This window comes from Leclercia sp. 119287, from assembly GCF_009734485.1.
GTDB lineage: Bacteria > Pseudomonadota > Gammaproteobacteria > Enterobacterales > Enterobacteriaceae > Enterobacter > Enterobacter adecarboxylatus_C.
Genome location: NZ_CP046445.1, coordinates 612,699 through 630,140 on the forward strand (window position 1 = coordinate 612,699; position 17,442 = coordinate 630,140).

Annotated in this window: 16 protein-coding genes and 1 pseudogene; 10 read left to right on the forward strand and 7 right to left on the reverse strand. The window is 55.5% G+C overall.

Annotation, left to right across the window (positions count from 1 at the left end):
• The first annotated feature begins 100 nt into the window (after positions 1-100).
• Genes GNG27_RS02960 through GNG27_RS02970 form a run of 3 tightly spaced genes read left to right on the forward strand, consistent with a single transcriptional unit; the run spans position 101 to position 2,708 of the window.
• Positions 101-568, forward strand: a complete 468-nt coding sequence (locus GNG27_RS02960; RefSeq protein WP_156262832.1) for a MarR family winged helix-turn-helix transcriptional regulator — start codon at positions 101-103, stop codon at positions 566-568.
• Entirely contained in the window at positions 568-1,635 is a 1,068-nt protein-coding gene (locus GNG27_RS02965; RefSeq protein WP_142488090.1) for an HlyD family secretion protein, read from the forward strand. The genes GNG27_RS02960 and GNG27_RS02965 overlap by 1 nt, the downstream gene beginning before the upstream one ends.
• Before the next feature lie 5 nt (positions 1,636-1,640).
• Positions 1,641-2,708, forward strand: a complete 1,068-nt coding sequence (locus GNG27_RS02970; RefSeq protein ID WP_156262833.1) for a DUF2955 domain-containing protein — start codon at positions 1,641-1,643, stop codon at positions 2,706-2,708.
• A gap of 3 nt (positions 2,709-2,711) precedes the next feature.
• Here GNG27_RS02970 and GNG27_RS02975 read toward each other — a convergent pair whose 3' ends face one another.
• A complete protein-coding gene (locus GNG27_RS02975; protein WP_142488092.1) occupies positions 2,712-3,992 on the reverse strand; it encodes a DUF445 domain-containing protein in 1,281 nt (426 codons plus the stop codon).
• Between the two features lie 215 nt (positions 3,993-4,207).
• On the opposite strand from GNG27_RS02975, the gene GNG27_RS02980 reads away from it, so the two are divergent.
• Both GNG27_RS02980 and GNG27_RS02985 read left to right on the forward strand, forming a co-directional pair.
• A complete protein-coding gene (locus GNG27_RS02980) occupies positions 4,208-4,480 on the forward strand; it encodes a type II toxin-antitoxin system RelB/DinJ family antitoxin (protein WP_106995684.1) in 273 nt (90 codons plus the stop codon).
• Positions 4,467-4,772 (forward strand): type II toxin-antitoxin system YafQ family toxin, encoded by a 306-nt coding sequence (locus tag GNG27_RS02985; RefSeq protein ID WP_156262834.1) that lies wholly within the window; start codon positions 4,467-4,469, stop codon positions 4,770-4,772. The genes GNG27_RS02980 and GNG27_RS02985 overlap by 14 nt, the downstream gene beginning before the upstream one ends.
• 37 nt (positions 4,773-4,809) lie before the next feature.
• Here GNG27_RS02985 and GNG27_RS02990 read toward each other — a convergent pair whose 3' ends face one another.
• Both GNG27_RS02990 and GNG27_RS02995 read right to left on the reverse strand, forming a co-directional pair.
• A complete protein-coding gene (locus GNG27_RS02990; RefSeq protein WP_156262835.1) occupies positions 4,810-5,466 on the reverse strand; it encodes a LysE family translocator in 657 nt (218 codons plus the stop codon).
• 47 nt (positions 5,467-5,513) lie between these two features.
• Positions 5,514-6,257, reverse strand: a complete 744-nt coding sequence (locus GNG27_RS02995) for an AraC family transcriptional regulator (protein ID WP_156262836.1) — start codon at positions 6,255-6,257, stop codon at positions 5,514-5,516.
• 159 nt (positions 6,258-6,416) lie between these two features.
• Between GNG27_RS02995 and GNG27_RS03000 the strand changes: the two genes are divergently transcribed.
• The 5 genes and pseudogenes from GNG27_RS03000 to GNG27_RS03020 all read left to right on the forward strand — a co-directional run bounded on the left by GNG27_RS03000 (position 6,417) and on the right by GNG27_RS03020 (position 12,967).
• Entirely contained in the window at positions 6,417-6,839 is a 423-nt protein-coding gene (locus GNG27_RS03000; RefSeq protein WP_156262837.1) for a hypothetical protein, read from the forward strand.
• Positions 6,840-7,281: 442 nt separating this feature from the next.
• Positions 7,282-7,974 carry a hypothetical protein gene (locus GNG27_RS03005; protein ID WP_156262838.1) on the forward strand — a complete coding sequence of 231 codons (693 nt, stop codon included), beginning with the start codon at positions 7,282-7,284 and terminating at the stop codon, positions 7,972-7,974.
• Between the two features lie 250 nt (positions 7,975-8,224).
• Positions 8,225-8,704, forward strand: coding sequence for a type VI secretion system tube protein TssD (locus GNG27_RS03010; protein ID WP_156262839.1), 480 nt, complete (start codon positions 8,225-8,227; stop codon positions 8,702-8,704).
• 131 nt (positions 8,705-8,835) lie between these two features.
• Positions 8,836-10,206: an NAD-dependent succinate-semialdehyde dehydrogenase gene (locus GNG27_RS03015; RefSeq protein WP_156262840.1), complete on the forward strand. Its 1,371-nt coding sequence runs from the start codon at positions 8,836-8,838 to the stop codon at positions 10,204-10,206.
• Positions 10,207-10,429: 223 nt separating this feature from the next.
• Positions 10,430-12,967: pseudogene (locus GNG27_RS03020) on the forward strand (penicillin G acylase).
• 94 nt (positions 12,968-13,061) lie between these two features.
• Here the strand turns inward: GNG27_RS03020 and GNG27_RS03025 are convergent.
• The 4 genes from GNG27_RS03025 to GNG27_RS03040 all read right to left on the reverse strand — a co-directional run bounded on the left by GNG27_RS03025 (position 13,062) and on the right by GNG27_RS03040 (position 17,380).
• On the reverse strand, positions 13,062-13,607 hold the full coding sequence (locus GNG27_RS03025; RefSeq protein ID WP_142488102.1) for a YfaZ family outer membrane protein: 546 nt from the start codon (positions 13,605-13,607) through the stop codon (positions 13,062-13,064).
• Positions 13,608-13,971: 364 nt separating this feature from the next.
• Complete coding sequence (gene yjiA, locus GNG27_RS03030) at positions 13,972-14,925, reverse strand: GTPase (protein WP_142488103.1); 954 nt, start codon at positions 14,923-14,925, stop codon at positions 13,972-13,974.
• Between the two features lie 10 nt (positions 14,926-14,935).
• On the reverse strand, positions 14,936-15,139 hold the full coding sequence (locus GNG27_RS03035; protein ID WP_032616354.1) for a YbdD/YjiX family protein: 204 nt from the start codon (positions 15,137-15,139) through the stop codon (positions 14,936-14,938).
• A gap of 90 nt (positions 15,140-15,229) precedes the next feature.
• Positions 15,230-17,380 carry a carbon starvation CstA family protein gene (locus GNG27_RS03040; protein WP_142488104.1) on the reverse strand — a complete coding sequence of 717 codons (2,151 nt, stop codon included), beginning with the start codon at positions 17,378-17,380 and terminating at the stop codon, positions 15,230-15,232.
• Positions 17,381-17,442: the final 62 nt, after the last annotated feature.

Genomic DNA, 17,442 nt, shown 5'->3' on the forward strand with positions numbered 1-17,442 from the left:
GGCAGGGCCCGCTTTCGCAAATCCTGCTGTTTAGATTCTCGTTTCTTGATACTTACCCTGATAACTATTATCTTCTCAGCGTGTGAAGCGAGGTTTCCCCATGCGTGAAGAAGATCTGTTCTGCCGCAGGCCAATGGGCATGCGGATGGCAATGATTGTGCGTCAGTGGCGCGCGGTGATTGACGACGCCATTCTTGAGACCGGGTTAACCCAGTCGAGCTGGACGGTGATGATGCAGCTGAAGCAGCTGGGGGATAACGTCTCGGTGAGCGAACTGGCGGAAGTGCAGGGTATTGAACTGCCGCCGCTGATGCGCACCCTTTCACAGCTGGAAAAGCAGGGCTACCTGCTGCGCACCACATCGCCTTATGACAAGCGCATCCGGCTGCTGACGCTCACGCCCGAGGGGAACGCGGTGCTGAAAACGCTGACCCAGGTAATCGAAACGTTCCAGACGCGGGTATCGCAGAATATCGCCCCGGAGCATCTCGACATTTTTAGCGCCACACTCAATCAAATCGCCTGCAATTTGCGGACAATCCGCGAAGAAGATAACAAGACCGAATAATCATGACCCCTGAACAAAAGTTTGCCCGCTGGGTAAGGGTGAGTATTGCCTCTTTCCTGCTGATGTTTGTCTATTTTATTGTCGCGGATATCTGGATCCCGCTGACGCCGGACGCCACCGTGATGCGCGTGGTGACGCCGGTATCGGCGCGCGTCTCCGGCTATGTGGCGGCGGTGCACGTGCACAACAACAGCCAGGTGAAGAAGGGCGATCTGCTGTTTGAGCTCGACCCGACCCCGTTCCGCAATAAGGTCGAGGCCGCCGAGATTGCTCTGCAGCAGGCGCGTCTCGCCAACCAGCAGCTGGATGCGCAAATCGTGGCGGCCCAGGCCAGCCTGAAAACCGCCCAGCTCACCGCCCGCAACGATAAAGTGACCTTTGATCGCTATCAGAAACTCAGCACCCTGCAGAACGTCTCCCAGGCGGATCTGGATAAAGTCCGCACTACGTGGCAGAGCAGCGAGCAGGCCGTTGCCAATCTGGACGCCAGCATTCATCAGCTGCGCATTGAGCGCGGCGAGCGTGACGAAAGCCGTAACGTGACCCTGCAAAAATACCGCAACGCGCTGGACGAGGCCGAACTCAACCTCGGCTGGACGAAGATCTACGCCGAAGCTGACGGCACGGTCAGCAACGTCCAGCTGAGCCCCGGCTTTTATGCCGCCTCCGGCTCGGCGGCGCTGGCGCTGGTGAACAACCAGAGCGATATCGTCGCCGATTTCCGCGAAAAGAGCCTGCGCCATACCCACCAGGACACCGATGCCGCGGTGGTATTTGACGCCTTCCCGGGCCGCGTATTCCGCGCTCACGTCACCAGCAGCGACGCCGGTATTTTAGCGGGACAGGAGGCGGTCAATGGCCAACTGTCGGAGCCCGAGACCTCCAACCGCTGGGTGCGTGATGCCCAGCGCATGCGCATCCACGTGGCGCTGGACGAAGCCCTGCCGAAGCACCTGCCGACCGGGGCGCGCGCCACCGTGCAGCTCTATAACAGCGAAGGTCCGTTTGCCCGCTTCTTCTCCGGGATGCAGATCCACCTCGTCAGCCTGCTGCACTATGTCTACTGATCATTATGTCTATTAATACCCTGGCGCGGGTCTTTACCCCGCACGGCAACATCGTCTACACCGCCAACGACTTTCGTCAGACGCTGCGGATCGTGTTTGCCGGGATGATTGCCCTGAGCGTGTCGAGCTTTTACAACACCAGCTACGGGGTCTTCTTCGTGATCTACCCGATTATGCTCCTGTCGCTGGTGCCGGTGTTTAACCGCCACGTCGCAAAACAGTTTGTGTTCAGTTCCGCGCTGAACTGCCTCGAAATGGTGTTTATTATTGGCTATCTGGCGCAGTGGCCGGTCGTCATGACCCTGGTGGTGTTTGGCCTCTACGTGATGCGTTTTCGTTTTATGAGCCAGGGGCCGCTGTTTCTGTTTGGCTCGATGGGGGTGGTGTGCCAGAGCACCATGCTCAACTTTATGAGCTACCCCACCACTAACTGGCACACGCTGCTGTTCTCCAATCTCGAAGCCAGCGTGATGGCGGTGTGCCTGAGCGCGCTGATGCACTATCTGCTGCCGGATGTCGAACCGCGTACGCCGCCGCCGCGTCTGGAGAAAGATGCCGCCCGGGTGCGCCATGAGTCGCTGCTCTCCGGCACCGTGGCGACGCTGATTTTTGTAGTGTTCCAGATAAGCGATCTCAGCGATTCGCTGTCGGCGCTGATGGCCGGGGTCCTGATCCTCTTCCCGATGCACTACCGCGGGGCGGTGATGAGCTCCCTGTGGCGCGTGGTCGGGGTGGTGCTCGGCTGCCTGTACATTCTGGTGGTGCAGCTGGTGCTGTACGATCACAGCAGCCACATGCTGCTGATGATGCCGCTGATCGGCCTCGGGCTGGCGTTTGGCGCCCGCCTGCACGTGATGGAGAAGGTCGGGGCCGGGGTCGGTTTTGCCAGCATCACCACTATCGGGATTATGTTCGGCCAGAACATGCACCCTGACGGCGACCTGGTGTTCAGCGATCTCTACCGTATCGTCTCGGTGACGGTGGCGCTGGTGGCAACCCTGACCCTGGTGTTCCTGATGCATCTGATCCTTAACTGCTTTGCCCCGACGCGCTACGTGATCCGTAATCCGTAGCCCTTACCGGGTGAGCAGGGGCAGCACTTCGGGCAGTTGCGACAGCAGGAACAGGATCAGCCCGATGGTGCCGCCCACCAGGGTGCCGTTGACCCGGATAAACTGCAGATCCTTGCCGATGTTGAGCTCAATCTGCCGGGACATATCTTTGGCATCCCAGCCTTTGACCGTGTCGCTGATATGGCGGGTGAGGAAGCGGGCAAAATCCGGCGCCACGCGATGGGCGGCCTGCTCCAGATGCTCGTTCAGGGAGGCGCGCAGGTTGGTGTCCGCCACCAGGGTTTCACCGAACCACAGGCCAGCGTTGGCGAGGCGCTGCTTCACGCGGGAGTCGTCGCTCTGCATGTCGGCTTTCAGCCACTGGCGCAGGTCGGCCCACATCTCCCCAAGATAGCGGTTAAAGGCCTCGTCGTTCTTCAGATATTCTTTGATGTTCTCAGCTTTGGCCGCGGTTTCAGGATCGTTTTTCAGATTATCCACCAGCTTAAGCACCGCGCGATCGAAGGCCTGACGGATCTGATGGGTGCGGTCGTGGCTGACGTCATCCAGGATGGCATTCACCGCATTGGAGACCAGCTCGGCGCTCTGATCCCCCAGCCACTCGGTGGGCAGGATCATCGCCTTGCGCGGGTGCTCGGTCTTCAGCCAGTGAACGATTTGCGCGGCGATAAAGTCGCGGGTGCTGTCGCGTTGCAGGAGCGTAATCAGGCGGTTAATCACCGCATCCAGCAGTACCTGATGGCGGCTGTTTTTGGTCATGCTCTCCAGCATCGCGGCGCTGGTTTCGCTGAAATCGACCTTATCCAGCGCCTTATGCACCGCCCGCTTAAGCATCCGCTGGATGCGCCCGTCGTCGGTCAGCTCAAGGAAACCGCTCATCACCTGCATGATATGCTGCCCGACGCGCTGGGCGTTATCCGGCTTGCTGAACCAGTTACCGATAAGCAGAGCCGGTTCATGCTGGCGGATCAGCGCCACCAGCGACTGGGTATCGAGGAATTTCTCCTGCACGAACTGGCCAAGATTGTCACCAATCCTGTCCTTGTTGCGAGGGATAATTGCCGTATGACGCGAGATAAAGGGGATCGGCACCCGGCGGAACAGGGCCACCACGGCAAACCAGTCGGCCAGGGCGCCGACCATCGCCGCTTCGGCAATAGCTTTCACCCCCCGCACCCAGAAAGTCTGTGGCAGGAAGAGGGTGGCGATAAAGGTCGCGGCAGCAATCAGCAGCAGCGACAGCGCCAGGAGCTTGGCGCGTTTGAGTTCAGCGAGTTTTTCCATAGGGTTAAGGATAGAGGGAGAAAAGGCGAAGGGGCAAGGGAGCAGGTATTTTCCCCAGTGGCGCTGCGCTTACCGGGGCTACGAGGAGTGCGATGGTCTGGTTTTGTAGGCCTGATAAGCGCAGCGCCACCAGGCGTTTTTCCAGATAGCCCTGAAGGAGGTGCAAGACAGTCTTTTTGTGGCTACAATGTAGCTACAAACCATAAGGAGGCACTATGGATTCCGTAATCCGATCGCGTATCGACAGCGAGCTCAAAGCTCAGGCGGGTTCTGTCCTTGAGAGCTGTGGCTTAACCTGGAGCACGGCGATACGCCTGTTCGCCGAGCAGATTGTCAAAAACGAAGGGATCCCGTTCGAGGTGACCCGCAAACCCACCGCACGGTTACGCAATGCGATGCGCGAAGCCGAAGATATTTCCACCCACCAGAACGGACGCTTTGATGGTGTTGACCAGCTCATGGAGAGCTTAAACGATGGGAAAGAGTAAACGCGCGCCACTTCCGTACCGTTCTGATTACACTAAAACCTTTGTTAAAGCCTGGGAGCGCTACAACAAAGCAGGCCGGAGAGATATGCATGCCACGGCGGAGATTATGTCGCTGGTGCTCTCCGGTAATCCCATCCCTTCTGAGTACAGCGATCATCCCCTGACAGGCGATATGCAAGGCTTCCGCGAGCTGCATATTGGCGGTGACTATCTGTTGGTTTATCGGATCGATGATAAAAAGCATCTGGTCGTGTTTACCGACCTGGGCACCCACGCAGAGCTTTTTGAATAGAGGCGTTTACCGGCACTACAAGCCATGTTCCGCGTGTTTACAGGGATTCAAGGATAAGCGGTAACAATCGCCACAGGATCCCTGCGCCAAACACCATCAGCACCCCTCCCGCCACGCGCTCGATTTTCCAGATATTGTTGCTCAACCGCCGCTGTAAGCCGGGCAGGGCGATAAATGACACCACCGCCAGATCCCACACCAGCACGACCGTGACCATCCAGATACCGCTGATCGACTGCTGCTGCAGAGTAACGTTCGGACCCAGCAGCGCGGTCATCAGCGCCAGATAAAAGAGGGCGTTTTTCGGATTTAACACCGCCGATCCCAGCCCGAGCAGGAGTTGCCTGCGCCAGGAGGGACATTCTGGCTCCGCGTAATCCAGCGCCAGCGTGCGGGCGCGGCTTTGCACCAGATGCCAGCCGATCCACAGCAGATAGAGTGCGCCCAGGAGTTCGATGGCGCTAAAAAGCAGCGTGAACTGGCGCAGCGCGCTTGAGCCAAGGATCACCAGCAGAATATAGAGTCCGTTGCCCGCGGCGATCCCCACGCACAGCCCGGCGCTGCCGCGCAGGCGATGGCGGGCGGCGAAACCCATCAGCAAAAAGAAATCCGGTCCGGGGCTGAGCAGGGCAACAAAATGCGCCAGCGCGAGGGCCAAAAAAGCGGGCGGAAAGAGTGGGGTAAGCAGTTCCATAGTGACCTCATCAGCAAAACTGAGGTCAGGCTACGCTGGCGTAAGCGCTAATTATTGTCGGATATTGATCGCCCGGTGGCGTACTGGCGTGGCGTAGCGGCCGTGTAGCTGACAAAGGTTTTATGGAAGTGGCTCTGATCGGCGAAGCCGCTCTGGTAGCTGACGTCGGCAATGTCATCCCCGGCGCGCAGGCGCGCTTTGGCGAACTCTATCCGGGAAATGTTCAGGAAAGTGCCGGGCGTCAGGCCAGTGTCCTGCTTAAAGGTTCTGATAAGCGTCTCTTTGCGCAGCGAGAAGCGTCGGGCTAAGGCGTCCAGAGAAGGCGGCTTGTGCAGGCTATGGCGGAGCGTCTGCTGAAGCGCAAGGCTGGTGGGGCGAAGGGAGGCGGGCGGCGTTGGCCCGGCGGCAAGCCGGGAGAGAAGCGTGTCGATGGCCGTCGCCGAGAGCGTCTCAACGACCCTCAGATACTGGCGGAACAGCGCCTCATTGCGGATCACCTGCATGGCGGGCTGAAGGTCGGTCTCCAGATACAGCATATGGTAGCTGCGCGGCTGACCTGCCAGCGGATTACAGCTGTGCGGCATGTGCGCGGGGATGACGATCAGATCGCCAGGATAAAGGGTGAACGGCTCGCCGTTGCAGGTGCAACAGGTTTGCCCCTCCAGGATAGCGCCAATGGACAGCTGCCCATGGCTGTGAAGCTTGTAGGCCTGGGTGCTTTGCCAGGTGCTGCGCAGTTCAACGCCGGGCTGACGGCGGAAGGTCTGATTGACGTGACGGGTGTGGGTCATAGTGGCTACCGGAGGCGTTTAAGTGGTTATAGCATGAGCGGAGAAGAGTGTCGCCTGTGATAATTTGGGAAGAGGTCGCTATGTGACAGGAATAGTGGTACATAAAATACCGCAACGGCATCACAGGAATATCAGGGATAATTATTAAGGGAATAAACTATGCACGTCAGCACGGCTATTAAAGGGTTGCATCGGCTGACCACCATCCTGTTACTTATTATCGTTGCAGGATATTTTTCTTATGAATACTTTATGAAGAGCCGAAGCGACGATCGTTTAGTGATAAAAAAAGAGGTGACAGAAAACGTGACGCTTTACGTCACGCAGTATGGGGGTGGGGCAACCGTACCTGATATTTATCGCTATTACCTGGATGATAAAAATCAGACGATAGCGCATCTCAGGAAAAGCGAGCCTTTTCTCGTTTCAGATGATGGTAATGCGATAATTAGCGGCTACGGTAATACCGTCAATGTTAAGTTATCAGGGCGTATTTATTCTTTCAGTAATCTGACGATGTTCTACGCTCAGGAAAATCTGGTTATCCCGGTGATAAATCTTACTGCAATAGGAGTACGCTAATTAATATGCATATGAAGACGCAAGAAGTGATGAGGTTCAGACGCGATGAGATGCCATCATGCAGAACATTGCATACAAATGAACTACTGGCATTGGCAGAAAAGACTGATAATGCAATCGATTATAGTGATATCCCTGAAACTACCGAAGAACAGTGGAATGACGCGGTTCGCGGCAAATTTTAGTGATTTAAAATAACCGGCGCCATCCTGTAGGTGGCGCACTAAAATACTCTTCCTATAAAAAATGGAGGAAATAAACCCTTTTAATTAATAACCGTTGTCAATAAAAGCTCAATATATACTATCTCACTCAAGATATTTATACAAAGCGTAACAGTAATAACTTTACTGAATGTGTGTTTTCGCAATTTAATAACTATATCCACATCACCACTGGGGTGATATAAAGTATAAGGAGTAAGAAACAGGAGAGGGATATCATGGTCGACACCGCTATTTTTGTGGGAAATATAGCTACGGATGATGTAAAAAAGGTTGCTAACAGGATTTATGATATAATCGTATCACCCGGGATCATTCCTGGGTTAATAAATGGGGGGCTTACCGTTCCACTTGATTTAGGGTATCTTGCTATAGGCTATTTCGATACGGATTCGCGTTTTTCTCGTCAAACTCAGCGAATCCGCATAGCAGAGGCAATTCATAACGATATTTTAAATTATGATCACATCACAAATGCAATTGAAAAAATATTTGAAAAATTCAACAAATACCTCACTGTAAGCCATCAAGATAATGTTTATCGCGGTGTTGTTTCATCCATTGCTGGTCGCTTAATTACCGCTAAAATCATTTCAACAATAGGGGCGGCTGCCCTCACACGTGTATCCTTCATTGGTGCAAAGACAGCGAACAACTGGATCGGCAGAGTCACTATGGTGTTGCTTGTTGGCGGGATGGCTGAGCGTTCCATTAGCATTTCTGAAGAGCTTGCTATCAAGGCTCCTGAAATATATGAGCTACTTCGTCCGCATGATTATGATCTGACATATTTTCTTTTTGAACCTGCTGTAAAACCCTTTGTGGAAGCCGTTCATATAGCAAACCAACTTGGGCAGCCTTATTTTAATAAAATAATAGAAATCGTTGAGAGTAAATTAAATGCCGAATAACAGTCCTCTCTCTTTTATGTATAAGCATGTTTTAAATGCGTTAATATTAATGATGGTTCACACCTGGGGTTTCTTCGAATCTGTACTGTTTGTAGGTGGTTTTATAGTTTGCCTTATATTACCTGTCGTGTGGCCCATGAAGTTCATTTATGCCGTTTTATGGTTGATAGTATTCTACATATGTTCAAAAGTTGTTAGTTTTTTAGAAAACTACCGTGATAGAAACAAAAATAGATAATAGGGAAATAATATGTCTAATCCAGCTTATTTATGGTTAACAGATGAAAATGGATCTCCTGTCGCGGGAGGTTGTTGCGTGTTGGGCCGTGTGGGATCCATCGAGATAAAATCATTGTCACATCACATGACTATCCCGACAGATTCTAATACGGGGAAATTAACCGGTACACGAATCCATACGCCAATATTAATACAAAAAGAGTTTGACCGTGTAACACCACTTTTATATCGCGCTATTAGTCGGGGCTACCTCCTTAAATCCGCTGAAATTAAAATGTACCAAATAGTGGACTCGGGAAGAGAAGTTGAATATTTTAATATCTATATGGAAAATGTAAAAATCACGGGTATTACACCCAGTCTTCATCCCGGCTCTGGTACAGGAACTCATTTAGAAAATATTGAGCTTCGCTACGAGTCTATTCAGTGGAAGTATGTTGACGGAAATATTGTCTTTAAAGACAGCTGGAACGAACGCTGCGTCGCATAGATGGCTGTGTTCTAAGGCTTTAATCTCTAACGCCACCCTCCCGGTGGCGTTACCTATATACCTAACTTTACCTGCGAACTCAGCCATTTTGACTACCCTTAATACCCAACGCGGTAAAAAAGGAGGCAACAATGGCCTATAAGACAGTGAATCCTGCCAACAACAAACTCATCAAAGAATATCCTTCTCATACCGATGCTGATGTCGAGGCGGCGCTGAGTACCGCCGACGCGCTCTACCATTCCGACTGGTCAAAAGGCAGCATCGACAAGCGCCTGGCGGTGCTGCACAAGCTGGCGGATCTGATTGATTCCCGTAGCGAAGAGCTGGCAAAAATTGCCAGCGAGGAGATGGGTAAACTCATTGCCCAGAGCCGCGGCGAGGTGAAGCTCTGCGCGCAGATTGCCCGCTACTACGCGGATAATGCCAAACAATTTCTCGCCCCGGTGAAATACCCCTCTGAGATGGGCGAGGCGTGGGTGGAGCACCATCCGATCGGCGTGGTGATGGCCGTGGAGCCGTGGAACTTCCCTTACTACCAGCTGATGCGCGTGCTGGCCCCGAACCTGGCGGCGGGTAACCCGGTGATTGCCAAACATGCCAGCATCGTTCCGCACTGTGCGGAGGCCTTCGCCCATCTGGTGCGCGAAGCCGGTGCACCGGACGGAGCATGGACTAACCTGTTTATCTCTTCCGATCAGGTGGCGAATATTATCGCCGACGATCGCGTGCAGGGCGCGGCCCTGACCGGGTCCGAGAAGGCCGGTAGCGTGGTGGCCGCCCAGGCGGCGAAGCACATCAAGAAATCGACCCTCGAACTGGGCGGTAATGACGTGTTCGTGGTGCTGGACGATGCGGATCTGGAGAAAGCGGTGAAGATCGGCGTCAACGCCCGCCTTGCCAATGCCGGGCAGGTCTGTACTGCCGCCAAGCGCTTTATCGTGCACGAGAAGGTGGCCGAGCAGTTCCTGACGAAATACACCGAGGCATTCCGCAACATCAAAATAGGCGATCCGCTCGACGAGAGCACCCGACTGGGGCCGCTGTCATCGAAAGAGGCGCTGGAGACCCTGACGAAACAGGTGGACGAGGCGGTGAAAAATGGCGCGACGCTGCATTTCGGCGGCAAACCGGTCCAGCGTGAAGGCAGCTTCTTTGAACCGACCATTCTGACCAACATTACCCGCGATAACCCGGCGTATTTTGAAGAGTTTTTCGGCCCGGTAGCGCAGGTCTACGTGGTGAAAAACGATGACGAGGCGGTGAAGCTGGCCAACGACTCGCACTACGGCCTGGGCGGTGCGGTGTTCAGTAAGGATATCGATCGCGCTAAAAAGATGGCCTCGAAAATCGAGACCGGGATGGTGTGGATCAACTGGCTCACCGATACCGCCGCCGAGCTGCCGTTTGGCGGCGTGAAGCGCTCCGGCTACGGTCGCGAGCTGTCGGATCTGGGGATTAAAGAGTTTGTGAACCAGAAGCTGGTGGTCATCCGCCGGTAGGTATTTTCCCCTCATCCTGACCCTCTCCCCAAAGGGGAGAGGGAACCAACCCGCAGTCCATAGGCTCGTTAAGTGATTCGCATAAATGTGACATAGAATTATTTGTGTGTCGCAAATTAGCTAGCGCCCTCACAGTTCGCAGAGAAACCATCCCGCCATTCTGGATAACCATTGGTCCGTTGCTAGTATGAATTCGCTAATCATACACCTGCAAGAGGATACAATGATAAACAGAAATCGTATGATCGTGAACGGTATTGTGGCTTCCCTGGCCTGTACATGGACCCTGACAGCGCGAGCTGAACATCCCGCAACCGAAGTCAAAATCGTGCGCGATCAATACGGCATGCCGCACATCTACGCCGATGACACCTACCGTCTGTTCTATGGCTACGGCTACGTGGTGGCGCAGGACCGCCTGTTCCAGATGGAGATGGCGCGTCGCAGCACCCAGGGACAGGTTGCCGAAGTCCTCGGCAGTACTTTTGTTAAATTCGATAAGGACATCCGCCAGAACTACTGGCCGGATTCGATCCGCGCGCAAATCGCTGCGCTCAGTGCGGATGATAAAGCCATTCTGCAGGGCTATGCCGATGGGATGAACGCCTGGATCGACCGGGTGAACGGCGATCCCGGCAAACTGTTGCCAAAACAATTCTCCACCTTCGGCTTTACGCCATAACGCTGGGAGCCTTTTGATGTGGCAATGGTCTTTGTCGGGACCATGGCGAACCGTTTTTCTGATGCCACCAGCGAGATCGACAACCTCGCTCTGCTGACGGCGTTAAAAGATAAGTATGGCGACAAGGGAATGGCGGTTTTCAACCAGCTGAAATGGCTGGTGAATCCGGCGGCGCCGACCACCATCGCTCCGCAGGAGAGTCAGTATCCGGTTAAGTTCGATCTCAACACCACGCAAACCGCCGCCCTGTTGCCGCGTTACGATATGTCGCCGCCGATGCTGGATCGACCGGCCAAAGGTGATGATGGTGGCCTGCTGGCGCTGACCCCGGCGCAGAACCGCGAGACGATCATGGCGCAGTTTGTTCACGGCGGAGCCAACGGCCTGGCGGGCTATCCCACCACCAGCAACATGTGGGTGCTGGGTAAGGGCAAAACCCAGGATGCCAAAGCGATCATGGTCAATGGGCCGCAGTTCGGCTGGTATGCGCCGGCGTATACCTACGGTATTGGGTTGCACGGCGCGGGCTATGATGTCACGGGCAACACGCCCTTTGCCTATCCGGGGCTGGTGTTTGGCCATAATGGCACCATTTCATGGGGATCTACCGCCGGATTTGGCGATGATGTCGACATTTTTGCGGAACAACTTTCCGATCAAAAGCCAGGGCAGTACCTGCATAACGGCGAGTGGATCAAGATGCTCAGCCGCGAAGAGAAAATCGCCGTTAAAGACGGGCAGCCAGAGACCTTTACCGTCTATCGCACCCTACATGGCAACGTGATAAAAATCGACCCGGCCACGCAAACGGCGTATGCCAAAGCGCGTGCCTGGGACGGCAAAGAGGTGGCCTCCCTGCTGGCCTGGACCCATCAGATGAAGGCGAAAAACTGGCAGGAGTGGACGCAGCAGGCGGCGAAGCAGGCCCTGACCATCAACTGGTATTACGCCGATATCGACGGCAACATTGGCTACGTGCATGGCGGGGCTTATCCGCAGCGTCAGCCAGGGCACGATCCGCGTCTGCCGGTGCCAGGCACCGGCAAGTGGGACTGGCAGGGGCTGCTGCCGTTCGATCTTAATCCTAAGGTCTATAACCCTAAGTCGGGCTATATCGCCAACTGGAACAACTCACCCCAGCAGGGCTATCCGGCCTCGGATCTGTTTGCCTTCTTATGGGGGAGCGCGGATCGCGTTACCGAGATTAGCCAGCTTATCGATAAACAACCCACCTTTACTTACGAGCAGGCCTGGGATCTGATCCGGCAAACCAGCCGTCAGGATCTGACCCGTCGGCTGTTTTTACCCGCTCTGCAAAACGCCACGGCACAGTTGCCGGGTGACGATCCGCGCCAGCAGCTGGTAAAACGGTTAAGCGACTGGGATGGGGTGAACCTTCTCAATGAGGATGGCAAAACGTTGCAACAGCCGGGCTCGGCGATTTTAAACGTCTGGCTGAGCAGCATGTTGAAACAGACCGTCGCGGCGGCGGTGCCGGAGCCGTTCAACAAATGGTATAGCGCCAGCGGCTACGAAACCACGCAGGACGGGCCGACCGGATCGCTGAATATCAGCGTGGGGGCGAAAGTGCTGTATGAAGCGTTGCAGGGGGAAAAATCTGCGATCCCACAGGCGGTGGATCTGTTCGGCGGCAAGCCGCAGCAGGAGGTGATCCTTGCTGCCCTGCAGGAAGCCTGGCAGACGCTGTCGCAACAGTACGGCAACGATATTACGCAGTGGAAAACCCCGGCGATGGCGTTGACCTTCCGCGCCAGTAACTTCTTCGGCGTTCCGCAGGCGGCTCCGGAAGAGGCCGTCCATCAGGCGGAGTATCAGAATCGCGGCACGGAAAACGACATGATTGTCTTCTCGCCGACTTCGCAGGAAGCACCGGTTCTGGCATGGGACGTGATGGCACCCGGACAGAGCGGCTTTATCGCCCCGGACGGTACGCCGGATAAGCACTATCGCGATCAGCAAAAACTGTATGAAACCTTCGGGCGTAAACCGCTGTGGTTAACCCCGCAGGAGGTGGCGGCGCATCAGGAGTCGCAGGAGATTTTGCAGGTACAGCGGTAAGAGTGAGTGCCGTTTCGCCCGGCGGCGCTGCGCTTGCACGGGCCTACGGTTTTGTAGGCCGGGTAAGCGCAGCGCCACCCGGCAGTTTGTTGGGTTAGAAGCTCACGCCGCCGCCAACGTAGGCGCCGTCAATCAGAGTGTGGTTTGGACGATTGTCTTTGCCATCAACGCTTACGTGGCGGTAACCCACTTTCAGCGTAACCGGTTTGACCGGCGTCCAGCTGACGCCGCCGTTTGCTTCAACGTAGTTTTTAACGCTGTTGTTCAGGCCGTCCGGGGCAACGTAACCTTCACCGAACAGGTTAATGCTGTCTGTCAGCGCCACGTTCACGCCGCCGCCGACCGGGAATGCCACGCCGTTATCGCCTTTTTTCGGGCCAACGTAGATGGCTTTCGCACCCGCATTAAGCATCACCGGGCCGACTTCAAAGTTGTAGCCTGCGCCAACGCCACCGGTCTGGGTGCCGTCATCGGTATTTTTGAGCCAGTGGCCTTCGGTATACAGACCGGATGAGGATTTACCCATTTCCACATTCAGGTTGGTGAAGTTTTTACCCTGTTCAATGCTGCCGCCCATGGCCAGGGCAGAACCTGATACCGCAGTCAGCGCGGAAAGGAGAAGGATATTAAGCTTTTTCATGTTTTATGCCTCGTCATCAAATTAATCTGAGGGCACCTTAACAAGCGACGTTTATGACTGCAAATGTGATCAGGGTCGGATTTTTATGCTGATTGTGTGAATTTATTTCAGTGTTATTGTTGCGAAATGGTGACTTTGTTGCGGGGTCAATCATTGATCTCAAGGTGTTTAAGATCGATTTAGTTTATTCCCTAAACAGACGCTGAATAGAGCATAGAAAATAGTGAGCAACGAAATAATGGTGATTATTATCATTACGTAATCCATTTTCAGCTTTACAGTTTATAACCTTTATTTACATTGATTCATCGTTATCTGCGCCGCAAAGAAGCCACTCCCTTTTGGAGAAAAGGGAGTGCAGATGTTATTTTTTCAATCCGGCAAACCCCGCGCGGATCTCTTCTTCCGGCAGTTCAATCCCGATAAACACCATCACGCTGTGCGGCGCTTCCTCGCCCCACGGGCGGTCCCAGTCGGCGCTGTAGAGGCGCTGGACGCCCTGGAACAGCAGGCGGTTCGGCTCGCCGTCGATCCACAGCATGCCTTTGTAGCGCAGCAGTTTATCAGCAAAGGAGAGCAGCAGGTTCTCCATCACCCGGGAGACTTCGCTGATATCCACCGGGTAATCCAGTTCAACCACGATAGAGGAGACATCATTCTGCTTGTCGGCCATAAAGTGGAAACGCGGCTTCGAGGTCACCTTCTCTTCCAGCATAAAGCCGTTGGTATTGAACAGCTGGGCGAGATCGATATCGCCATGGGTAACGGTAAAGATGGGCGCGCGGGCGTTAATGCGCGTCAGGCGCTCGCGCAGCTTTTCGCTCTCGCCCGCCACGTCGGTTTTGGTCAGCAGGATGCGGTCGGCGTAGCCCACCTGCGACTGGGCGATGGTGAACTGGTTCATCTGGTCGTCGGCATGGACCGCGTCCACCAGGGCGATCACGCCGTCCAGCAGGTAGCGCTGGCAGAGGATCTCGTGGGAGAAGAAGGTCTGAATAATCGGGCCGGGGTCGGCCATGCCGGTGCACTCAATCACCAGGCGGTCGAAGTCGATCTCGCCGCGATCGCGGCTGTCGAGCAGGTCGAGCAGGGCATCTTCCAGCTCATTCGAGCGGGTGCAGCAGATGCAGCCGTTGGTCAGGGTTTTGATCTGGGTGGCGCGATCGCCAATCAGCTGGTCGTCAACCGAGACTTCCCCGAACTCGTTTTCGATGACCGCGATTTTAAAGCCGTGTTGTTCATTCAGGATGTGGCGCAGCAGGGTGGTTTTGCCCGCGCCGAGAAAGCCGGTGAGTAGGGTAACGGCAATCGGTGTCATGGTCTCTCCTTTAGCAGCAGCGTACGCCGCCTTCTCCTCCTCCGCCGTAGCGCGCTTCCTGACGCTCGCGGAAGAATTCGTTGTAGGTCATGTACGGCTTATCCGGATGGTTGGTCTTCATATGTTCAACGTAGTTGTCATAGTCCGGGATGCCAATCAGCATTTTCGCCGCCTGACCGAGGTATTTTTTAGCTTCGCCTAAGTTACCAAACATTGTGCCATCCAGATAGAAAAAGCCCGGCGGCGCTACGCTTGCCGGGCCTGTGAATATTCCAATCCTCTCCCAAAGGGAGAGGAGAGTGGATTAATGGTGTGAAGAGGTCTTCACGCCGCCTTCCGGTACCGGTACATACGGGGTCTCTTTATCCGTACGACCGTCGGCGTTACGCACTTTCATCCAGGTTTTGATACCGTAGAAGATGATGCTGTAGACCACCACTAGGAACAGAATGCTCAGACCTGCGTTGGTGTAGTTGTTCACCACGATATGGTTCATGTTGGCAATCTGTTGGGCAGTCAGCTCATCGCCTGCCGCAATCTTCTCTTTGTACTGGTTAGCCATAAAGAAGAAGCCTTCCAGCTGCGGGTTGGTGCTGAACAGTTTCAGACCCAGCGCCCAGGTGGTGCAGAGCAGCAACCACAGGGCAGGCACCACGGTCACCCAGATGTATTTGGTGCGCTTCATCTTCACCAGCACCACGGTGCCGAGCACCAGGGCAACGGCCGCCAGCATCTGGTTAGAGATCCCGAACAGCGGCCACAGGCTCTTCACGCCGCCCAGCGGGTCGACAACGCCCTGATACAGCAGGTAGCCCCACAGGCCGACGCAGCCCGCAGTACCCAGAATGCCGGCCACCAGCGAGTCGGTTTTCTTCAGGAACGGCACGAAGTTACCCAGCAGGTCCTGCAGCATAAAGCGGCCTGCACGGGTACCTGCATCCAGCGCGGTCAGGATGAACAGCGCTTCGAACAGAATACCGAAGTGGTACCAGAAGCCCATGTCCGCCCACGGCAGCACTTTGTGGAACACGTGGGCGATACCCACTGCCAGGGTTGGCGCGCCACCGGCACGGTTCAGCACCGAAGGTTCACCGATGTCTTTCGCGGTCTGCATGATCTGCTCAGGCGAGATCACGAAGCCCCAGGAGCTGACGGTTGCCGCCGCGTGGGCGCTCACGTCTTTCAGCTGCGCCATGATCAGCGCCGCGTTGTCACCGCCCATCTCATGCAGGTTTGGCATGGTAATGCCCAGGCCCGCAGGCGGGGTGTTCATCGCGAAGTAGAGACCTGGCTCGATGATGGACGCCGCCACCAGGGCCATGACCGCCACGAAGGACTCCATCAGCATCGCGCCGTAACCGATCAGGCGGGCGTCGTTTTCGTTCGCCAGCAGCTTCGGCGTGGTGCCGGAGGCAATCAGGGCATGGAAGCCAGAGACCGCGCCACAGGCGATAGTAATAAACAGGAACGGGAACAGGGCGCCTTTCCACAGTGGACCGGTACCGTCAATGTACTGGGTCACCGCAGGCATTTTCAGCTCAGGGTTGATGATCACGATGCCGATCGCCAGCCCGACGATCACGCCGATTTTCAGGAAGGTCGCGAGGTAGTCACGCGGCGCCAGAATCAGCCATACCGGCAGCAGGGCAGAGACAAAGGCATAGCCAACCAGCACGAAGGTGATGGTGGTGTCTTTGAAGGTCAGCGCCGGGCCCCAGTACGGGTCGTGCGCAATCACGCCGCCGAAGTAAATAGACGCCACCAGCAGCACGATACCGATCACCGACACTTCGCCCACGCGGCCCGGACGCAGGAATCGCATGTAGATCCCCATGAACAGCGCAATTGGCACGGTGGAGCAGACGGTGAACACGCCCCACGGGCTTTCGGCCAGGGCTTTCACCACGATCAGGGCCAGCACCGCCAGGATGATGATCATAATCAGGAAGCAGCCAAACAGGGCGATGGTCCCCGGCACGCGGCCCATCTCTTCTTTGATCATCTCACCCAGAGACGCGCCGTTACGGCGGGAAGAGATAAACAGCACCATAAAGTCCTGCACCGCCCCCGCCAGCACCACGCCCGCCAGCAGCCACAGGGTACCCGGCAGGTAGCCCATCTGTGCGGCCAGCACCGGGCCGACCAGCGGGCCCGCGCCAGCGATGGCGGCAAAGTGGTGACCAAACAGCACGTAGCGGTTGGTTGGCACGTAGTTCAGGCCGTCATTGTTGATGACCGCCGGGGTGGCACGCGTCGGGTCGAGCTTCATGACCTTCTGCGCGATATAGAGACTGTAGTAGCGGTACGCCACCAGATAGACCGATACCGAGGCCACGACGATCCACAGGGCGCTGATGTGCTCCCCGCGGCGCAGGGCGACGACGGCAAGGCAACAGGCACCGAGGATCCCGAGCAGCAGCCAGGGAACGTGCTTAAGTAGTTTTTTAATGTCCATAATAAAACCTGGTTTTTTAGATGAAAAAAGGGTCAGGGTTCGCTGTGAGAGATATTGAGTAA

What these genes read in the sequence shown, in the direction of transcription:
- GNG27_RS03000 (WP_156262837.1), top strand. Translation starts at nt 6,417, where the DNA reads ATGCACGTCAGCACGGCTATTAAAGGGTTGCATCGGCTGACCACCATC.
- GNG27_RS03005 (WP_156262838.1), top strand. Translation starts at nt 7,282, where the DNA reads ATGGTCGACACCGCTATTTTTGTGGGAAATATAGCTACGGATGATGTA.
- GNG27_RS02975 (WP_142488092.1), bottom strand. Translation starts at nt 3,992, where the DNA reads ATGGAAAAACTCGCTGAACTCAAACGCGCCAAGCTCCTGGCGCTGTCG.
- GNG27_RS03010 (WP_156262839.1), top strand. Translation starts at nt 8,225, where the DNA reads ATGTCTAATCCAGCTTATTTATGGTTAACAGATGAAAATGGATCTCCT.
- GNG27_RS03015 (WP_156262840.1), top strand. Translation starts at nt 8,836, where the DNA reads ATGGCCTATAAGACAGTGAATCCTGCCAACAACAAACTCATCAAAGAA.
- GNG27_RS02990 (WP_156262835.1), bottom strand. Translation starts at nt 5,466, where the DNA reads ATGGAACTGCTTACCCCACTCTTTCCGCCCGCTTTTTTGGCCCTCGCG.
- GNG27_RS02995 (WP_156262836.1), bottom strand. Translation starts at nt 6,257, where the DNA reads ATGACCCACACCCGTCACGTCAATCAGACCTTCCGCCGTCAGCCCGGC.
- GNG27_RS03035 (WP_032616354.1), bottom strand. Translation starts at nt 15,139, where the DNA reads ATGTTTGGTAACTTAGGCGAAGCTAAAAAATACCTCGGTCAGGCGGCG.
- GNG27_RS03040 (WP_142488104.1), bottom strand. Translation starts at nt 17,380, where the DNA reads ATGGACATTAAAAAACTACTTAAGCACGTTCCCTGGCTGCTGCTCGGG.
- GNG27_RS03025 (WP_142488102.1), bottom strand. Translation starts at nt 13,607, where the DNA reads ATGAAAAAGCTTAATATCCTTCTCCTTTCCGCGCTGACTGCGGTATCA.
- yjiA (WP_142488103.1), bottom strand. Translation starts at nt 14,925, where the DNA reads ATGACACCGATTGCCGTTACCCTACTCACCGGCTTTCTCGGCGCGGGC.
- GNG27_RS02980 (WP_106995684.1), top strand. Translation starts at nt 4,208, where the DNA reads ATGGATTCCGTAATCCGATCGCGTATCGACAGCGAGCTCAAAGCTCAG.
- GNG27_RS02985 (WP_156262834.1), top strand. Translation starts at nt 4,467, where the DNA reads ATGGGAAAGAGTAAACGCGCGCCACTTCCGTACCGTTCTGATTACACT.
- GNG27_RS02960 (WP_156262832.1), top strand. Translation starts at nt 101, where the DNA reads ATGCGTGAAGAAGATCTGTTCTGCCGCAGGCCAATGGGCATGCGGATG.
- GNG27_RS02970 (WP_156262833.1), top strand. Translation starts at nt 1,641, where the DNA reads ATGTCTATTAATACCCTGGCGCGGGTCTTTACCCCGCACGGCAACATC.